14 protein-coding genes and 3 pseudogenes are annotated in these 15,275 nt (G+C 29.2%); 3 read left to right on the forward strand and 14 right to left on the reverse strand.

What is annotated here, in order from left to right; translation table 11 throughout:
* Positions 1–155, reverse strand: a pseudogene (locus ACJDU8_RS23620) (Mrp/NBP35 family ATP-binding protein); the annotation flags it as partial.
* Positions 156–321: 166 nt separating this feature from the next.
* On the opposite strand from ACJDU8_RS23620, the gene ACJDU8_RS23625 reads away from it, so the two are divergent.
* Both ACJDU8_RS23625 and ACJDU8_RS23630 read left to right on the forward strand, forming a co-directional pair.
* Positions 322–1,686: an amino acid permease gene (locus ACJDU8_RS23625; RefSeq protein ID WP_406794635.1), complete on the forward strand. Its 1,365-nt coding sequence runs from the start codon at positions 322–324 to the stop codon at positions 1,684–1,686.
* Positions 1,687–1,889: 203 nt separating this feature from the next.
* Positions 1,890–2,252, forward strand: coding sequence for a sulfite exporter TauE/SafE family protein (locus ACJDU8_RS23630; RefSeq protein ID WP_406794636.1), 363 nt, complete (start codon positions 1,890–1,892; stop codon positions 2,250–2,252).
* A gap of 990 nt (positions 2,253–3,242) precedes the next feature.
* On the opposite strand, the gene ACJDU8_RS23635 is transcribed toward ACJDU8_RS23630, so the two are convergent.
* The 9 genes and pseudogenes from ACJDU8_RS23635 to ACJDU8_RS23675 form a co-directional block, all read right to left on the reverse strand.
* Entirely contained in the window at positions 3,243–3,590 is a 348-nt protein-coding gene (locus tag ACJDU8_RS23635; protein ID WP_406794637.1) for a hypothetical protein, read from the reverse strand.
* Between the two features lie 118 nt (positions 3,591–3,708).
* Positions 3,709–4,729 (reverse strand): annotated as a pseudogene (locus tag ACJDU8_RS23640) (IS1595 family transposase).
* A gap of 262 nt (positions 4,730–4,991) precedes the next feature.
* Positions 4,992–5,222 carry an ATP-binding protein gene (locus tag ACJDU8_RS23645; RefSeq protein ID WP_406794638.1) on the reverse strand — a complete coding sequence of 77 codons (231 nt, stop codon included), beginning with the start codon at positions 5,220–5,222 and terminating at the stop codon, positions 4,992–4,994.
* A 123-nt stretch (positions 5,223–5,345) separates the two neighbouring features.
* On the reverse strand, positions 5,346–5,828 hold the full coding sequence (locus ACJDU8_RS23650; RefSeq protein WP_406794648.1) for a permease: 483 nt from the start codon (positions 5,826–5,828) through the stop codon (positions 5,346–5,348).
* 47 nt (positions 5,829–5,875) lie between these two features.
* Positions 5,876–6,361, reverse strand: coding sequence for a permease (locus ACJDU8_RS23655; protein ID WP_406794639.1), 486 nt, complete (start codon positions 6,359–6,361; stop codon positions 5,876–5,878).
* Between the two features lie 101 nt (positions 6,362–6,462).
* A complete protein-coding gene (locus ACJDU8_RS23660) occupies positions 6,463–7,629 on the reverse strand; it encodes an MFS transporter (RefSeq protein ID WP_406794640.1) in 1,167 nt (388 codons plus the stop codon).
* A gap of 103 nt (positions 7,630–7,732) precedes the next feature.
* Positions 7,733–8,701 carry a permease gene (locus tag ACJDU8_RS23665; protein ID WP_406794641.1) on the reverse strand — a complete coding sequence of 323 codons (969 nt, stop codon included), beginning with the start codon at positions 8,699–8,701 and terminating at the stop codon, positions 7,733–7,735.
* Positions 8,702–8,816: 115 nt separating this feature from the next.
* Positions 8,817–9,056 carry a thioredoxin family protein gene (locus ACJDU8_RS23670; RefSeq protein WP_406794642.1) on the reverse strand — a complete coding sequence of 80 codons (240 nt, stop codon included), beginning with the start codon at positions 9,054–9,056 and terminating at the stop codon, positions 8,817–8,819.
* A gap of 36 nt (positions 9,057–9,092) precedes the next feature.
* The gene (locus ACJDU8_RS23675; RefSeq protein ID WP_406794643.1) at positions 9,093–9,395 is read right to left on the reverse strand and encodes an ArsR/SmtB family transcription factor; all 303 of its coding nucleotides are present in this window, start codon (positions 9,393–9,395) and stop codon (positions 9,093–9,095) included.
* A 709-nt stretch (positions 9,396–10,104) separates the two neighbouring features.
* Between ACJDU8_RS23675 and ACJDU8_RS23680 the strand changes: the two genes are divergently transcribed.
* Positions 10,105–10,254: a hypothetical protein gene (locus ACJDU8_RS23680; RefSeq protein ID WP_406794644.1), complete on the forward strand. Its 150-nt coding sequence runs from the start codon at positions 10,105–10,107 to the stop codon at positions 10,252–10,254.
* 370 nt (positions 10,255–10,624) lie between these two features.
* Here the strand turns inward: ACJDU8_RS23680 and ACJDU8_RS23685 are convergent, their stop codons facing one another.
* The 4 genes and pseudogenes from ACJDU8_RS23685 to ACJDU8_RS23700 all read right to left on the reverse strand — a co-directional run.
* On the reverse strand, positions 10,625–11,275 hold the full coding sequence (locus tag ACJDU8_RS23685; protein WP_406794645.1) for a hypothetical protein: 651 nt from the start codon (positions 11,273–11,275) through the stop codon (positions 10,625–10,627).
* 21 nt (positions 11,276–11,296) lie between these two features.
* Positions 11,297–11,767 carry a hypothetical protein gene (locus ACJDU8_RS23690; protein ID WP_406794646.1) on the reverse strand — a complete coding sequence of 157 codons (471 nt, stop codon included), beginning with the start codon at positions 11,765–11,767 and terminating at the stop codon, positions 11,297–11,299.
* Between the two features lie 36 nt (positions 11,768–11,803).
* Complete coding sequence (locus ACJDU8_RS23695) at positions 11,804–13,033, reverse strand: site-specific integrase (RefSeq protein WP_406794647.1); 1,230 nt, start codon at positions 13,031–13,033, stop codon at positions 11,804–11,806.
* Positions 13,034–13,155: 122 nt separating this feature from the next.
* Positions 13,156–15,275, reverse strand: a pseudogene (locus ACJDU8_RS23700) (hypothetical protein); the annotation flags it as partial.

A 15,275-nucleotide genomic window follows, 5' to 3' on the forward strand; every position in this document is an offset into this window, starting at 1 on the left:
ATAAGGACAGAAATTGATGATTTTCCTACTCCACCTTTGCCACTCATAACGCCAATAATTTTTTTCACCTTATTATAAGGATTGTTTTTAACCATACAACTTTCTTTATCTTTGCTGCATCCATCATTTGATGGACATGAATTACATTCTGACATTAAATCATCTCCCATACGCATATTGGCATTTGCCATCTTTATAATATCACCATTTATTATTGTTGTCAAATGCCAACAAATAATATGTAAAAATATTAATATACTTATGTTTGATATATATGAAAAATGGAATAATAAATGTAGATTGCATATAGAGGTGATGGATTTGAAGAAAAAGGATTATATAAACATTAATAATGGTGCACCAAGAAACGGATTAAATGCATATAGTCTGGCAGGTATAGGAATAGGTGGAATGATTGGAGCAGGATTTTTTTTAGGTTCAAGTTTAGCAGTAACCCAAGCAGGACCTTCAATCATAATAGCTTTTTTACTTGGGGGCATAATTATGTCACAGGTGCTTGGGGCTATGACAAGTATAAGTATAAATAGGCCTGTCCAAGGATCCTTTCGTGTATATACGGAACAGTTTTTAGGTAAATTTATAGGATTTGTATTAGGTTGGGTAGTTTTTACTTCAGGAATTCTAACATTAAGCTCGGAGGCTATTGCTTCAGGAGTATTTTTAAAATATTGGATGCCTAATATTTCATCCACTATTTTTGCTTTAAGTACATTAATTATAACAGTAGGTATAAATGGGCTTGGAACTAAATATTTTGGATATATTGAATCTGTTATGGCCATTGTAAAAATTGCTATTTTAATTATTTTCATTGTTCTTGGAGGCATTTTTATCATTAAAAACGGGATAACAATAACTCCATCTCCCTTTGCTAGTTATAATTCATTTTTTCCTAATAATATATCAGGGTTTCTTCAGTCTATGCTAATTGTTATATTTACATATGCAGGGATTAGTGCAGTTGCTATGGCAGCTGCTGAAGTAAATCGGCCATGTGTTGAAATACCTAAAGCAACTGTTATAATGACACTAGGCGTTATAATTTTATATGTAATTTCCATGTTTATTATTGTTTCTACAGTTAAATGGAATTTAATGAATACTAATATATCTCCATTTGTCCAGAGCTTTAATAAAATGGGCTATAAATGGGCATCAACTTTGACAAATGCAGTTATTCTTATAGCAACGTTGTCTGTGATGAGTGGAACTTATTATAGTTGTGTGCAAATACTTGTATCTTTATCAAGCGCAAGTGAATCTCCTAAAATATTCAAAAACACTACTCAAAGAGGGTTTTATAGAAATGCATGGATTGCAACAGGCTTGCTTCCATTATTAGTTGTACTTATATCTTTTGTTTTGGGTACAAAACTTTTTAACTATTTAATATCATCATCTTCATATTTTTCTTTTTTTAATTGGATTATCAACTTAATAACCTACATTATATGGTTAAAGAAGCGAAGTGAAAAGGAAATATATAATTCTCCTCTGATTAAAGGGCGTTTAGGAACAATTATTACAATAATAGTTATTCTTGTTTTACTCGTTATAAGTTTACGGGTAAGCGATTTTAGAATAGGCTTCTACGTATCACTTGCAGTATTAGCTTCAATTTGTATTTCCTACAAATTGTTAAAACGATATGTTAAGGCAAATTAAACCTAAAATTTACGCAGTAAGTTAAAGAGTACACTATCCTTTCTCCTGTAACTGTCGTTAATTAAAATAAGATATATTTATATAATCTCAATATATCTTATGGATGTACATTAGGAGGTTACGAATATAAAAAAATTGAATTAAGTAAAGATTTTACCCAGCATCATTAGAACATTATTTTAAAGAATAAGGAGGTAAAAATAGTGACTAGTACTATTTTATTTATTATTATAGGTGTTATAGCAGGTATTCTAAGTGGGTTATTTGGTATAGGTGGTGGAGTTATAATAGTACCTGCATTGATTTATTTATGTGGATTTAGTCAGTTAAAAGCTCAAGGTACATCACTTGCTATCTTATTACCACCAGTAGGAATCCTTGCATTTATGGATTACTATAAAAGGGGGCAGGTTAGTCTTCAGGCAGGAATATTAATATGTGTATTTTTAGTTATAGGTTCAGTTTTTGGAGCTAAAATATCTCATATTATGCCAGTAGGTATGTTAAGAAAATTGTTTGGAATTTTAATGATTCTGATATCTATTAAATTAATTCTTGAAAAATAACAGGATAGATTTACTGTGACATATTTGCACTTTCATAGGAGTAATCCTAATATAGCTACAACCAACCGCAAATTCAACTACTTATTCTGGAAATGTGTACTAGATATCTTATTGTATTTAGACAATAAGATTCCAATGTCTAAATTTAATAGGATATCTAATACAAATTTCCAAGCTACGGAATTTACTTTTTAGTCCATGACATACTTGGTCGTATTGTCTCTAATACGGAGGAATGGTCAAAAACACCTACGCTCGGTTGAATATTGAGTAACTACCAAAATAAGTAACCGAGTTTGCGGTTGGTCGTAGGTACCCTAGGATTATCCCATCTATGCGTAATTAAAAATCTCAATTTTATACTTTGAAATATAAAAAAACATGTATACCTCCTTATATATCAAGGTTTTATACATACTTTCTCAGTTATACACAATATCCGAGTGTGGTGAAATCTAAAGAAGTATCTCATCAATAACGATTTCAATGATTGTAATATACTGTAATTACTGTAAAAACAGTAACACAAATAGTACTAAAAAACTATACTATAAATAGTGTTTCACAATAACACCTTAATTTCATTCCAAATAACTAAGGGAGTGTCGCAAAACTACCTTAAAGTAGTTAGCAATACCCCTTTTTATCATTAAATAGTCCTTTGCAATTAGAGAATAAAAAAAGACTTAATATAGAAGAAATGTTTAAGGATTTTAAATCTGATGGATTTAATTTAAAGGCTATGTTTTAATATAGTGTTGAAAAATAGCCTAAAAAATTATATGTGGAAAATTCCACCCATACTGCTCAATATAAGAAGATTACGCATATTTCTATTATATTGGTGTAAAAATCATTTAGGAAACCAAGGTATACAACGGTTCACTCGTGACTTATATGTCAAATATTCTTGTCCAAATGCCTTTTCTAATACTATTTCTTCTTTTCTAACAATTATACTTAAAAACAGCCAATAAATTATAGGAAATACTAAAAGGAATAAATTATTTTGCATACATATAGTATTCCAGTAAATATAATTGTAAATGCTGAATATATAGGATTACGCACCCATGCATAAACACCTGTGGTTACTAATTTATTTTCTGCAATGTTTTTATCAATTTTAGATATAATAACTGCTTGTACCCATAAAATAATTGCTAAAATAATTAATACAATTCCTGTAAGAAGTAATGGAATTTTCATTATTTGTATTATTCCAATCGAAAAACATTTCAACTTTCCTATATATACTGCAATAACTGTTAATATAAATGTCAAAATAACATAAATAGGTCCAACTCCAAAATATGACATATGATTTTTCTTATTCACTTTGTTTATTACCTCCATGATTTCATATAATAGTTACTCCATAAAATTTACTACTATTCATTAGATTATAGTTTTATATAATACTTATTATAACGCACTTTATAAAATATAACACATATTATACATATAATGGTTCTCTATTTTTCAAGTCTTTTACTCTTATATAGGAATGCGTTACATTACTTTGGATAATAAAGTTTTTAGCCTTTACCATTTCTCTTTCTGTATCAAATACTTGAAGCCATTTGAACCACTTAATATAGTTACTTATGATTTTGTTGCAACACCATTAAACCTCCCCACCCATTTCTTTAAATTGCTATGTAGAGCATTAATATGTTAAATATGATATATGCCTTCTTTATGTTTACCTCTTTTTATACGTTTGTGTTCTAATGATAAGTCATTTGCAAATTGCATATAATTTTTATGACTATCAGTGCAAAATATTGAGCCATTTGATATATGTCCATTATATAATTTTTCTAATTCATTGATGTAATTCTATCCTTACATGCTAATTCCATAATTAAATTCCCTTGTCTATCAATAGCAGTAGCAACGCAAACTTGTTCGTTTGATATCCCCTTTTCTTAACTTGCTTACCTCTTTTACGAGACTTTCTTGGCATTTTAGAAGGTTTTGTACCTTTAAAACTTTCTGCAAAGAATACTTCATCTGCTTCAACAACCCCATCAACATGTCCTTTACCTAAAAATGTACTTATACAATCAAGAATTTATGCCTCCAAAAGAAACTTGTTGCTATATTAATTTCTACAATTTCAGCACTTTTCCTAATAGAGTAGCCATTAACCATGCACTTAGCATACTTAAGCCATTTATCTAATGTTTTTTACTTTTATAGGTCGCAGAATTAGTGAAGTCAGTAAAAGTTTTCTTACAAGACTTGCAAATATATCTTTGTTTGTCATTATACTTACCATTTCGTGATATAGTTTCAGAACCACAAAAAGGACATACTTTTCCCTTAGAAAATCTAAATTCCTTAACTCCTTGTTCTACTTGGCTTATTTGTGAACCTAAGATAAGAATTTCTTCTAAAGGTGAAAGTATTTGTTCTTTTTGATATAATGGCGACTTTTCAATATCTTCTAATATAGACTTCACACTTGGCATAATGCAACCTCCTAAAACTTATTACATCTATATTATAACCTATTTTCCTAATAGATATTAATTTTCAACACGGTTTTAAAACATAGCCAAAATAAAAAATCACTTATCAGGGTAAAATTTACCCTAAAATCAAAATTGGTCAAAAGAAATTTAGTATCTAATTAGATAGATACTAAAAAATAAAACTAGAGCATTTTTTACTCTAGTTAATAAGCAAAACAAGAATATTATAATAATAGATGAGGTGCTGGTACTATCACTATTAATTACAGCATCCACAATTACCCTCTTGCTTAGTATCACCAACATACTGTATAGCTCCTGAAGGACATAAACTTTGACATCCTCTACAACCCTCTATACAGCCATCTGGAAAAATTATTATTGGTCTATTTTCCTCTTTTTTATATACTCCATGTTTACACTTGTTAAAACAAGCCCCGCATTCTTTACAAATTTCATAATCAATAACAGGATACCACGTTTTTGACATATCCCCAACCTCCTAAAATAATATTTATTATAAAACTTTCTTTATATGGAAGAAAGCAAAATAATCTTCATTAATATTTAAAAATATAGAAACTTATATAGAAATATTTATTATGTTATTATCTCACATTAATTCATTTAGTTTATAAATCTTCTCTACCTCATGCTTCGATATAATTCGAGATAGACTATATGCAATGATTATAATTCCTGGGATATCCACTAATAATCGTGTGATAGCAAATTTTGAACCTAGGGCAGACATTTCAAATAAAAACATAGGTATTTTGGTGGTAGACCATGCACCAATAAATATAAGTATATTGGAAAATTTAACACCCTTTTTCATAAAAACGGCTGCTATAGGAAACGCTCCATACAATGGCCCTGCAGCCGCAGAACCTAAGATAAAAGATAATATAATGCCTTTTATTCCGGAATCATCTCCCATAAATCTTATCATAGTTTCCCTTGGGACCCACACATCTAAAAGCCCTAATAGTATAAATATAGGAGGAATTACAAGAAACATTTCCTTAAAACTAAACCCTATAATACCTATAGCCTTTATACCAACACTCTTATTTATTAGAATTAGTGCTAACATTATTATAATAGTTACAATAAAAAACCTGTATCTCTTTAAAAGAGCCTTCATACACCACCAACCACCTTTCCAATGATAAATGCTACGAAGAGTGAAAATATAAATGCAAGTACATTTCTCCATATAGTAAGTTTTCTGCCAAAATATTTCATCTCCACAGGCATAGTAATTACTCCTACCATCATTAGAGTTGATACAAATGCCCCTATTTGCATGTACCCTGCACCATTTTCAACTAACATTTGTGCAGTTGGAAAGGCCACAAAACCAGGAATTAATGTTATTGATCCAATAACTGCTGATACTATAACACCAAACCAGCCAGATTCTTCACCTATTATTTTAGATATGAATTGGGCGTCTAAAATGGAAAGAAGTATTCCGACCAATATAATAACACCTAAAAATTGTGGTAAGATATTTTCAAAGGATTTCCACGCTTTTTTTAAAGCCATCTTTGTTTTTGGCTTATCCTTAAAAAAGGATATTACCAATAGAAATAAAGTAATTCCATATAAAATTATATTGCTCAATGAAGCCTAACTCCTCTCTTTTAAAAAATCATTATAATTCTTTTAAGAATTCTTAGTAATAATTTACGTTAAATTTAATAACTAAAAACCTTAGAATTACTTTAAATATCCTTCATTAACGCATAACTTACTAGCAAGGTCAATATAAGCAAAGAACCATAAATAATAAATAGTGTATTTATTCCGTAGAGAATTATTATTCTTCCTCCTATTGCAGTTCCAAATCCACCACCACCCATAAAACAAAACGCAACTAATGACATAGCAGAACCTCTTGCTTTTTCAGCAAATGCAGTAGCTCTTGTTAAAAGTGTTGAATGTGTGAAAATAAAACCAACTCCAAGTAATGCAACTGCTAATACTAACATGAATATATTAGTTCCCCAAAAATATATTACAATGTCGGCAAGCGAGGCAGAAATGAGTCCTATACTTAGAATTTTGCGTTGACCAATCTTTCTTGTGATTTTTCCACTCATTTTTCCACCGATTACTGACATAATTCCAAATCCAGTCATTATAAAGCCAATATAAAGATTATTATAATGGTATGTCTTAGCAATAAAAGAGCCAATGTATGAAAAGCTCCCAACTATAAATATTCCTTCAAAAATTACAATTAAATAAGTAAATAAACTTGTAGTATTTGATATAAGTTTTATATAAGGTTTGATAATTTGACTATTCGGATTCTTTTCCGAAGGTAACAGTTTATAATTTTTAATTAACAAAATTGCAGGAATAAGGGATATTAGAGCATATGCCACAAATACACCTCTCCAATTTAATAAAAATGCAATCGTTCCCCCTACAGCCATACTTAATCCTTGTCCAAGAAATGATAATCCCATAAATGTACCAATTGCTTGTTGTCTCTTTTGCATTGGAAAAACATCACCTATCAACGCCAATGATATAGGCATTACCGAAGCCGCAAAGATTCCTGTTAATGCACGAAATAAAGCTAAACTTGCTAAGCTTGAACCTAAAGCACATATACCTGTAGCAATTGTAAATGCTAACATCGAAAATGTAATTACTTGCTTTTTCCCATATCTATCAGCTAAAGGCCCAAAAACAATTTGGAAAACGCCAAAAGGTATCATATATGCTGTTATTAGTAATCCTGCCTTTGCTATGTCTATATTTAAGTTTTGAGATATAGTTGGAAGTATGGGAGATACTACCCAGTTGTCAGCCATAACAATGAATCCAGCAAGTCCTAATAATACAATGAGATTTCTTTTATCAATTATTTTTTGTTCCATAATTTATACCCCTTCTTAATTCATTTAAATCTAATTATTTAATTAATATTTTTTATTTTGTGTTACTAGAGCTAAGTATAAGATATCTCTAATGTAAAACTTACTACCCTATTACAAAATTAAATAAATAACCAATGAATACTATTCCTAATGCTACTATTCCAAAGAATACTGCTAATAATTTAGGTTTTAATACTCTTCTTAAAAGAATCGCTTCTGGTAAACTAAGTGCTGTTACAGCCATCATAAATGCAAGAGATGTTCCCATTGCAACTCCAGCTCTTGTAAGTTCGCTAACTAATGGGATTACCCCAGCAGCATTGGAGTATAGTGGAACTCCAATTAGTACAGCTACAAATACTGCAAATGGATTACTCTTTCCAGCATATTTTGCTAATGCTCCTGCAGGAATCCATCCATGTATAAAACCGCCTATAGCAATACCGATTATTACATACAACCATATTTTTTTTATTAAATCCCACGTAAAATTCCAAGAATCCATTAATCTTTCCTTTGCAGTTGGATCAGGCAATTCTAAATCAGAATTCATTTGCATTTCATAAACGTATCCTTCTACATGCTTTTCCATTTTTAATTTTCCAATTATAATACCACTTATTATTGCAATTATTTCACCAGAAACTACATAAATTATAGCTATTTTTATTCCAAACAAACCATAAAGAAGTCCTAATGCAACTTCATTTACCATTGGTGCAGCTATCAAAAAAGAAAATGTAACTCCAAGGGGTACTCCTGCTTCAACAAAACCAATGAAAAGTGGCACTGCAGAACATGAACAAAATGGAGTAACAATACCAAGTAAGGCAGCAAGGATATGTCCTATAAATGTACTTCCTTTACTCTTTGCAAGTATCTTTTTCGTTTTTTCTGGAGGAAAGAAACTCCTTATAAAAGTGATTACATAGATTATTATTAACAATAGAATAAATATTTTTATAGTATCGAATACGAAGAAATTAAGAGAACTTCCAAGTTTACTTTCTTTAGCAATTCCAAAAACATTATAAATAAGCCAATTAGCAAAAATTTGTACAGGTGTAAACATATTACCCCATCCTTCCAATTCATAACTTTATAATTAAACACTTATATATTATTCTGAAATAAGGGACTTTAATCCTATTAATATAGGGTTAAGTCCTTTCTTAATATAGGTTGCCTTATTTTTCATCATTAATGTATTTTTTAATTTCATCGACATTACAAACCTTACCGAACATTTTAACTTTTTCATTTATTACTATAGCTGGTGTTCTCATAACTCCATATTTCATAATTTCTTTAATATCCTCAATTTTTGTAATCTTAGCTTCTATATTAAGCTCTTTAACAGCTTCCTTTGCATTTGCTTCAAGCTTTTTACAATTTGAACAACATGATCCTAAAATTTTTATTTCCATAATCATCCTCCTATATGATATATTTATTTTAAATAATTATTTAGTTTTGCTGAAATTATTTATATATTTTATTACACATCTATCAACACATTCTATAACTTTCTTTATTTCATCATTGCTAATTCTATAATGAATATTCATTCCAATCTTTTCAGATGCGAGAATACCAGCATCTTTAAGTATCTTTAAATGTTGAGATAAATTAGCTTGGCTAAACTCTACATCTTCATTTAATTTACATACACATTTCGGTCCATTAAATAAAAATTTTACAATTTTATATCTAATTGGATGACCTAATGCTTTAAATATTTTTACACTTAGCTCTTCTTGGTTCATAATTTCCTCCCATAACCTAATATTCGTAAAGTATACACCTCATTTGTGATTTTCAACAAGCAATATTTAAGCATTTAATTATTTACTAATATGATTATAACCAATATTATCCCATTAATCAATACTAATGCTTAAAAAATTACAAATTACTTTTTTAAGACTATTTTTAATAGATTTTACATCTTTTTTAATATAACAATTAGGGGTAGTATGAGAGAAGCTGTCACAAAGGGTAAAGTATATCCATGGTTTAGGTGTTTGTATTAGATGTATTATTGTATATTAGACAATACATTTATTTTGAACAATTTTCTATAGGTGCAAATATCCTTTTAGGCCAAAATTGACCTTGTAGGGCGATTAACTGTATTTTAAATGTTCTTAAATCTTCAATAAAATCGAGAATAAGAAACTTTAAATTTCTTTAAATTACTTCGAATATCTATGCTATACCAATATATGCAAAAAGGAACTCAGTTGTATGAGAATTTGAAATTTTTATTAATAAATTGGTACATATTTTCCATAACTTGAAAATATGTACCTTGTAACTTACCACACCAATATATTATATTAAAAATACACTGTAATATTGAAAAATTTTGAGGAATGATAAATTATAGTTTTCTATTATTTTAAAATAGTTTATCCTATTTTACATTACATGAAAAACTATGAAGTGTCACTCAAGTTGAGGGGGTAAGAGTAAATGTCTAAAGAGAAAAGCTTTATTTTTACAAAAGAATTTGACAAAGCAGTATCAGACGTTAGAAAAAAAGATTATAGTGAAATACAAGAAAATCTAAAAAAACTAGCTGAAAAATCTCTGGAATTTTTAAAAGAAACTAAAAGAACATAAAGTACCATTTTGTATAAACGGTTTGTTTCTGTTAATCAAAAGTAAATAAATAACCGAAAACATTACACAATTAAGTTGAATTTTGGTTTATTTACTGTAATTAGGGTAATTTTATAACATATATTTATAGCCATAAAAATTTATAAAAAATCAAAAAAGGTTTGTATAAACTAGTAAAGTTAGATTATTCAATAGGATGAATCAACTAGCACAACGCGTTCTATTAATATAATAAAAGTAGCTATTTTTAATGCAGTCAGTGCAATACATATAGTATCACATAAATTCTAGGTTATAAATCATACAACTTAATTGTTCAACAAGCTAATAATTAACTTAATAGGTTTCTTTGATTGTTTAGATCTGATATTTACAACTTATTAAGCAATTCATCCAACTCTTTGCTATCCGTAGTAAGTGTAACTCGTTTAGTCTTATCAAGTTTAATAAGATTTTGTTTTATATTATTTTCTTCCCTAAAGGTTGTTTCGGTACTTCTGATGGTTATGGTTCTGATTTGTTTCTCATAACTTTCCGCAAGTCCTTTATAGTATTCATAATTCATGCGTGTTTTTTCTAACTCTGCTTCAAGGACTAGTATTTTTTTTAGTGCTCTCTTATATTCCTTGCCCAGCTCAAATTTTTCACATGCTGACATGTAAAACTCTTGGATAGCATCAAAATATCGGCCTATCACCTGCTTTAACCTAGTCTTGCTTCTATAATTGTTTTCTACAAGTGATTCAACATCAGGAAGTTCAAGAAGATATTTATTTTTACTGCTTACTGCAATGTCGTATTCTTCATATTTTAAATTATTTATTTCTTTAATCTTATCTCTTATTGGTTTTCTGTCATACCAGTAGTGTCTAGGTATTGAAGAAAATTCAGCTAATTTCTTTATTTTAATTTCTTTATTAGAATATTCCCTTAAATATCGCTCAATCCATACTAGCATGTCATTATTCGTAATTTCTGGGTTTTCATTTCTACCTTTGTTTTTTTTAACTTTGTCTTTCATTGCTACTCCCCCCCTAATTTATTATTGTATCTCCATTAATTTCATCTTATATGCTTCAATTTTAGCTTTTTGCATAATTAACGTATCTAATTTTTTTGAAGCTGTTTTTAGTAATCTATTGGATTCCGCATTGAATATTTCGCTATCCTTGTTCATAATTCTATTTTTCGTAGTACCATGTATATAGAATTTTATAATATCTAATTGTGTTTCTATTTCAGCTTGTATTTCTTTAAATTCCTTATCAAGGTAATCGATATCCATATTCTTTTTATCTTTGATATGAGAATTGCAAGAACTGCACCTTGATAAACAAAGTCTAGGAAATAAATGTAACATATTTTTATATCTAGGACACCATCCTCCATCTATGTACAATATGCCTTCCTCATCTGCCATAATCATAGCTTTAAACTTTTCTAATCTTCTATTCATGTTTTTCTTATGTGGTCTATACCCTGCTTCCAACTCACTTAATTCTATTTTAATCAAATCGGAAAGAACTATCGTCTTTGAATCAATAAATTGTTAAATGTGATTATAGTAGTGCATGTGAGAATTGATATCATCATGGCCACTTAATTCTTTAATTGAAAGAGGATTGTATCCTGATAAAACAAGATTAATAATAGCTAAATGCCTTGTATCTCCCAACTGTAGCCTAACAATCATATTACCTGATATCTTTTCTATATAGCGATTTTTTATATCTACAACTTCATCCTTATTAACCGAATCATAATCAAATTTCCTAAGAATAATATCTTTATAAAATTGTTTCAGAAGTGAATTTAGACGAAACTTCGGTATTAGTTCATAATCAGTATAATTCCCTCCATCACTTAGTGCATTTAGCATTTCGGCAGATAATAGATAATTCCCAGAATGTTTTTTATGCGAAGTATATTCTTGGATCATTTCATACACATCTTTACTAATTCTTAGCTTTTGTTTCTTTCTATATCCAAGAGCTTTGTCCAAATAGGAATGAGGTTTTGCTCTAGTTATTTCAATGTAATACTTGCCGTTCTCCTCATAACAGTCTTTCTTTTTTATTCTAGTAAACTCTATAGGTCTCATTGGTATGCATGTTGTTATCATCCACCACAATATTAGCGGATAGAATCTAAATTTTTCTTCGGTTAATTTAAACTTTGCAAACTTTTTCATGAAATAATCAAAATATAATATACTCCTATAATCCGGCAATATTCTAGATTTTTTCTCTGCATTACTTATCTTACCAATGAATAATATATACTCTTCATTTATTTTTTCACCACTATAGGCTATATACTTTAAAATACTGTTTTTTTGCTTAGTCTGCGAATCATCTGATAAACTATAGAAATAATCCTCAAAATCTTCATAATTCAAAGGATTGAAGAAATTACTCACCAACAGCATTTGTGTTATTTTATTTATATGAAAACAGATATTATCTGGAGATATCCTATTAGCCAGTAAATCTAGGCAAAAAAACTTCAAAATCATATTAACTCTGCGGACAACGTCAAACGAAAATTCTACATTACTCCTATCGCAGTACCCATCAAACTCATTCTTTAGTTTCCATACTCTATCACTAAAAGCACTATTTTCAATAATTCCTTCAGATTTATACAACATAAAACTCTTCAGGTATTCATCTATTCTAGATTCATCATATTTTTTCACCTCCCTTGTTACTATAATCTTACCATTTTTATCATCTCGTTTTACCTCATTAACCAATATAGCATTTGCTTGTCTTTTCATTATTTAAATCAGTAACTACCTTAGTATTCATTTTATACCGATAAGTAGTTACTTACCTCACTTTCCCTAAATATATTATTTTCATTCTCTATAAGCATTCCGATTATAATACACAATTCAGACTATTGCTCAATGTATATCAATTTACCTCTTTTCCTAAGGAGATTTATTTTCTGCTTAACATTTGCTATATTAATAAAAGAACTTAAAATGTTATCATCCAAGTTTTCATATTGAGCCTTTGCCTCAATCAAAACATTCACATAGTTATGTAATAAAGCTGTATCTCTTACTAGTTCGATTTCTCCTAAGCTATTATTAGCCAGCATATCATCCATAAGCATATTTAATTTATTACTTATATCATAGAGTGCACTTATCTTTGGAATATTACACAGACATCCTTCACATGAACTAACAGGATAGTATGGACATTTTTCTTTCACTTCATTCTCATCGTAAATGCAGCTTGAATACTGAGTATAGCAATTTCTATTTCCATTTATAATTTCCAAAATTATATCTCTACCCTTTTGGCCTTCAGATACATATTCTTTAATAATACTATCAATTGCTTCGCATTTTATTACAATAAATTCTTGTGCTTTCTTATCGTCACTCTTAAACAACTCCCTCGATATTTCTTTATATTTATTAATAAGTATAAACTTTAATTGTTCAGATAAAAAGCTAATTTCTTCAGCTTTCGATTTATTAACGATCTGTGATGCTATTATTTCTTCTAGCTTCATATTTCTTAATTCATTAGGATTTATCAAACCACTGCACATCTGCTCTATCATGGAAGGCGATATCTCATCTTGCATATCTACAACAATTCCCGTCATTTCTTCTTGCGAAAGAAGTGACAATTGTTCTTCCATGTAACATAGTTCAATCAATCTTACATATAAATATCCGAAACTACCTCTATCAAAAACATGAAACGCTAACTCTGTTGCGCTACCATCGGTATTCGTAAGTTGATGATATATTTCCGTAGTATTTGTCCATTTCCCAACAATTTCTTTATGTGAGCGTGCATACTTATTCATCATATATGCTACACCAGCCATACCATGTGTTTTAATAGCATTTACAAAACCAAGAGTAATCAATGTTCGACATGCTTTAAGATTACTAAAACCAATAAGCGATGGCTTATTATGAAAAAACATAGAATAATCCTCTCTTACAGGAAGCTTTTTCTTCAACCTATAAAAGATATAATCTTCGTTCTTTTTTCTCCTATGAATTTCATTAATCACCAGCACTATAGCTGTAGTAATTTTTAAAGATAGAGGCACATTAAAGTGAAGATTCATTTTGTTTTTATGCGCTACTATACCATCTAAGGAAAATCTGACACTCTCTAAAACTTTCAATGCCATACTCAGTGTAAATTCATTTTCACTCTTGAACCACTGAAAATCATAGACATCTATTACTTCCAATGAGATATTAGGAATCTTGTTAATTATATCCTTACTTCGCCACGTAATAGAGAGATGCAACAAACAATACAACCATATCTGAGAATACCGATCATCTTCAAACGCCCGCAATATATGTTTATCTATATTCCAAAGAATTTTATAATACTCATACCACTGCTCTTCCGTATATATTCTAGGTTGCTGATTCCCACTTTCTTCTTTAAGTTGAGCAAATATACTTTTTCCCAGTTGTTTGCTATATTTACACCCTTCCTTTTTTCTTTCTCTAATATAGTTAAGAAAGGTGCAGGCTTTGGGTTCATGAGACGATTTTAAATTCAAATCAAGCACAAATTCAATTATCTCATCGTTGTTATAATCAAAAACTTCCCTGTCTAGATTATCTAAAATATATTCTATTGAATTTATCGCTCTTGTTAGTTCACTTTTTTTATCTATACTAGTTGACTTTTTTATTCTTTCAATTTCACCATAGAAATAGCTTTTTACCAAGTTAAAAGTTTCTTCATACTCAGTCTCTATTAGTCTTAATCTACAGTCCAATATTTTCTTCAAGTCTTTCTGAGAAGATGCTTTTCTAACTAGATATAAGCGGAGTCCTTTTAATGCTATATCAAGCGTTACATAAGTTTGCCTAAGAAAATACACAATTTTATCTTCTTGTTCTTTTATAACTTCATTAAAAATCCTTGTCATTGAAGTTTGATGTAGTTCTAGAATAAAAATAGTACAAGATAAATTGAGAAAGTTCCCAATAAAGATTAAAATGAAAGTAAGATATGGGG

It is taken from the genome of Candidatus Clostridium eludens, from assembly GCF_045310515.1.
GTDB lineage: Bacteria > Bacillota > Clostridia > Clostridiales > Clostridiaceae > Clostridium_B > Clostridium_B eludens.

Excerpts from the sequence above, each read along its gene's own strand:
- ACJDU8_RS23645 (WP_406794638.1), bottom strand. The coding sequence starts at position 5,222 with ATGTCAAAAACGTGGTATCCTGTTATTGATTATGAAATTTGTAAAGAA.
- ACJDU8_RS23650 (WP_406794648.1), bottom strand. The coding sequence starts at position 5,828 with ATGTTAGCACTAATTCTAATAAATAAGAGTGTTGGTATAAAGGCTATA.
- ACJDU8_RS23660 (WP_406794640.1), bottom strand. The coding sequence starts at position 7,629 with ATGGAACAAAAAATAATTGATAAAAGAAATCTCATTGTATTATTAGGA.
- ACJDU8_RS23665 (WP_406794641.1), bottom strand. The coding sequence starts at position 8,701 with ATGTTTACACCTGTACAAATTTTTGCTAATTGGCTTATTTATAATGTT.
- ACJDU8_RS23670 (WP_406794642.1), bottom strand. The coding sequence starts at position 9,056 with ATGGAAATAAAAATTTTAGGATCATGTTGTTCAAATTGTAAAAAGCTT.
- ACJDU8_RS23675 (WP_406794643.1), bottom strand. The coding sequence starts at position 9,395 with ATGAACCAAGAAGAGCTAAGTGTAAAAATATTTAAAGCATTAGGTCAT.
- ACJDU8_RS23680 (WP_406794644.1), top strand. The coding sequence starts at position 10,105 with ATGTCTAAAGAGAAAAGCTTTATTTTTACAAAAGAATTTGACAAAGCA.
- ACJDU8_RS23685 (WP_406794645.1), bottom strand. The coding sequence starts at position 11,275 with ATGAAAGACAAAGTTAAAAAAAACAAAGGTAGAAATGAAAACCCAGAA.
- ACJDU8_RS23695 (WP_406794647.1), bottom strand. The coding sequence starts at position 13,033 with ATGAAAAGACAAGCAAATGCTATATTGGTTAATGAGGTAAAACGAGAT.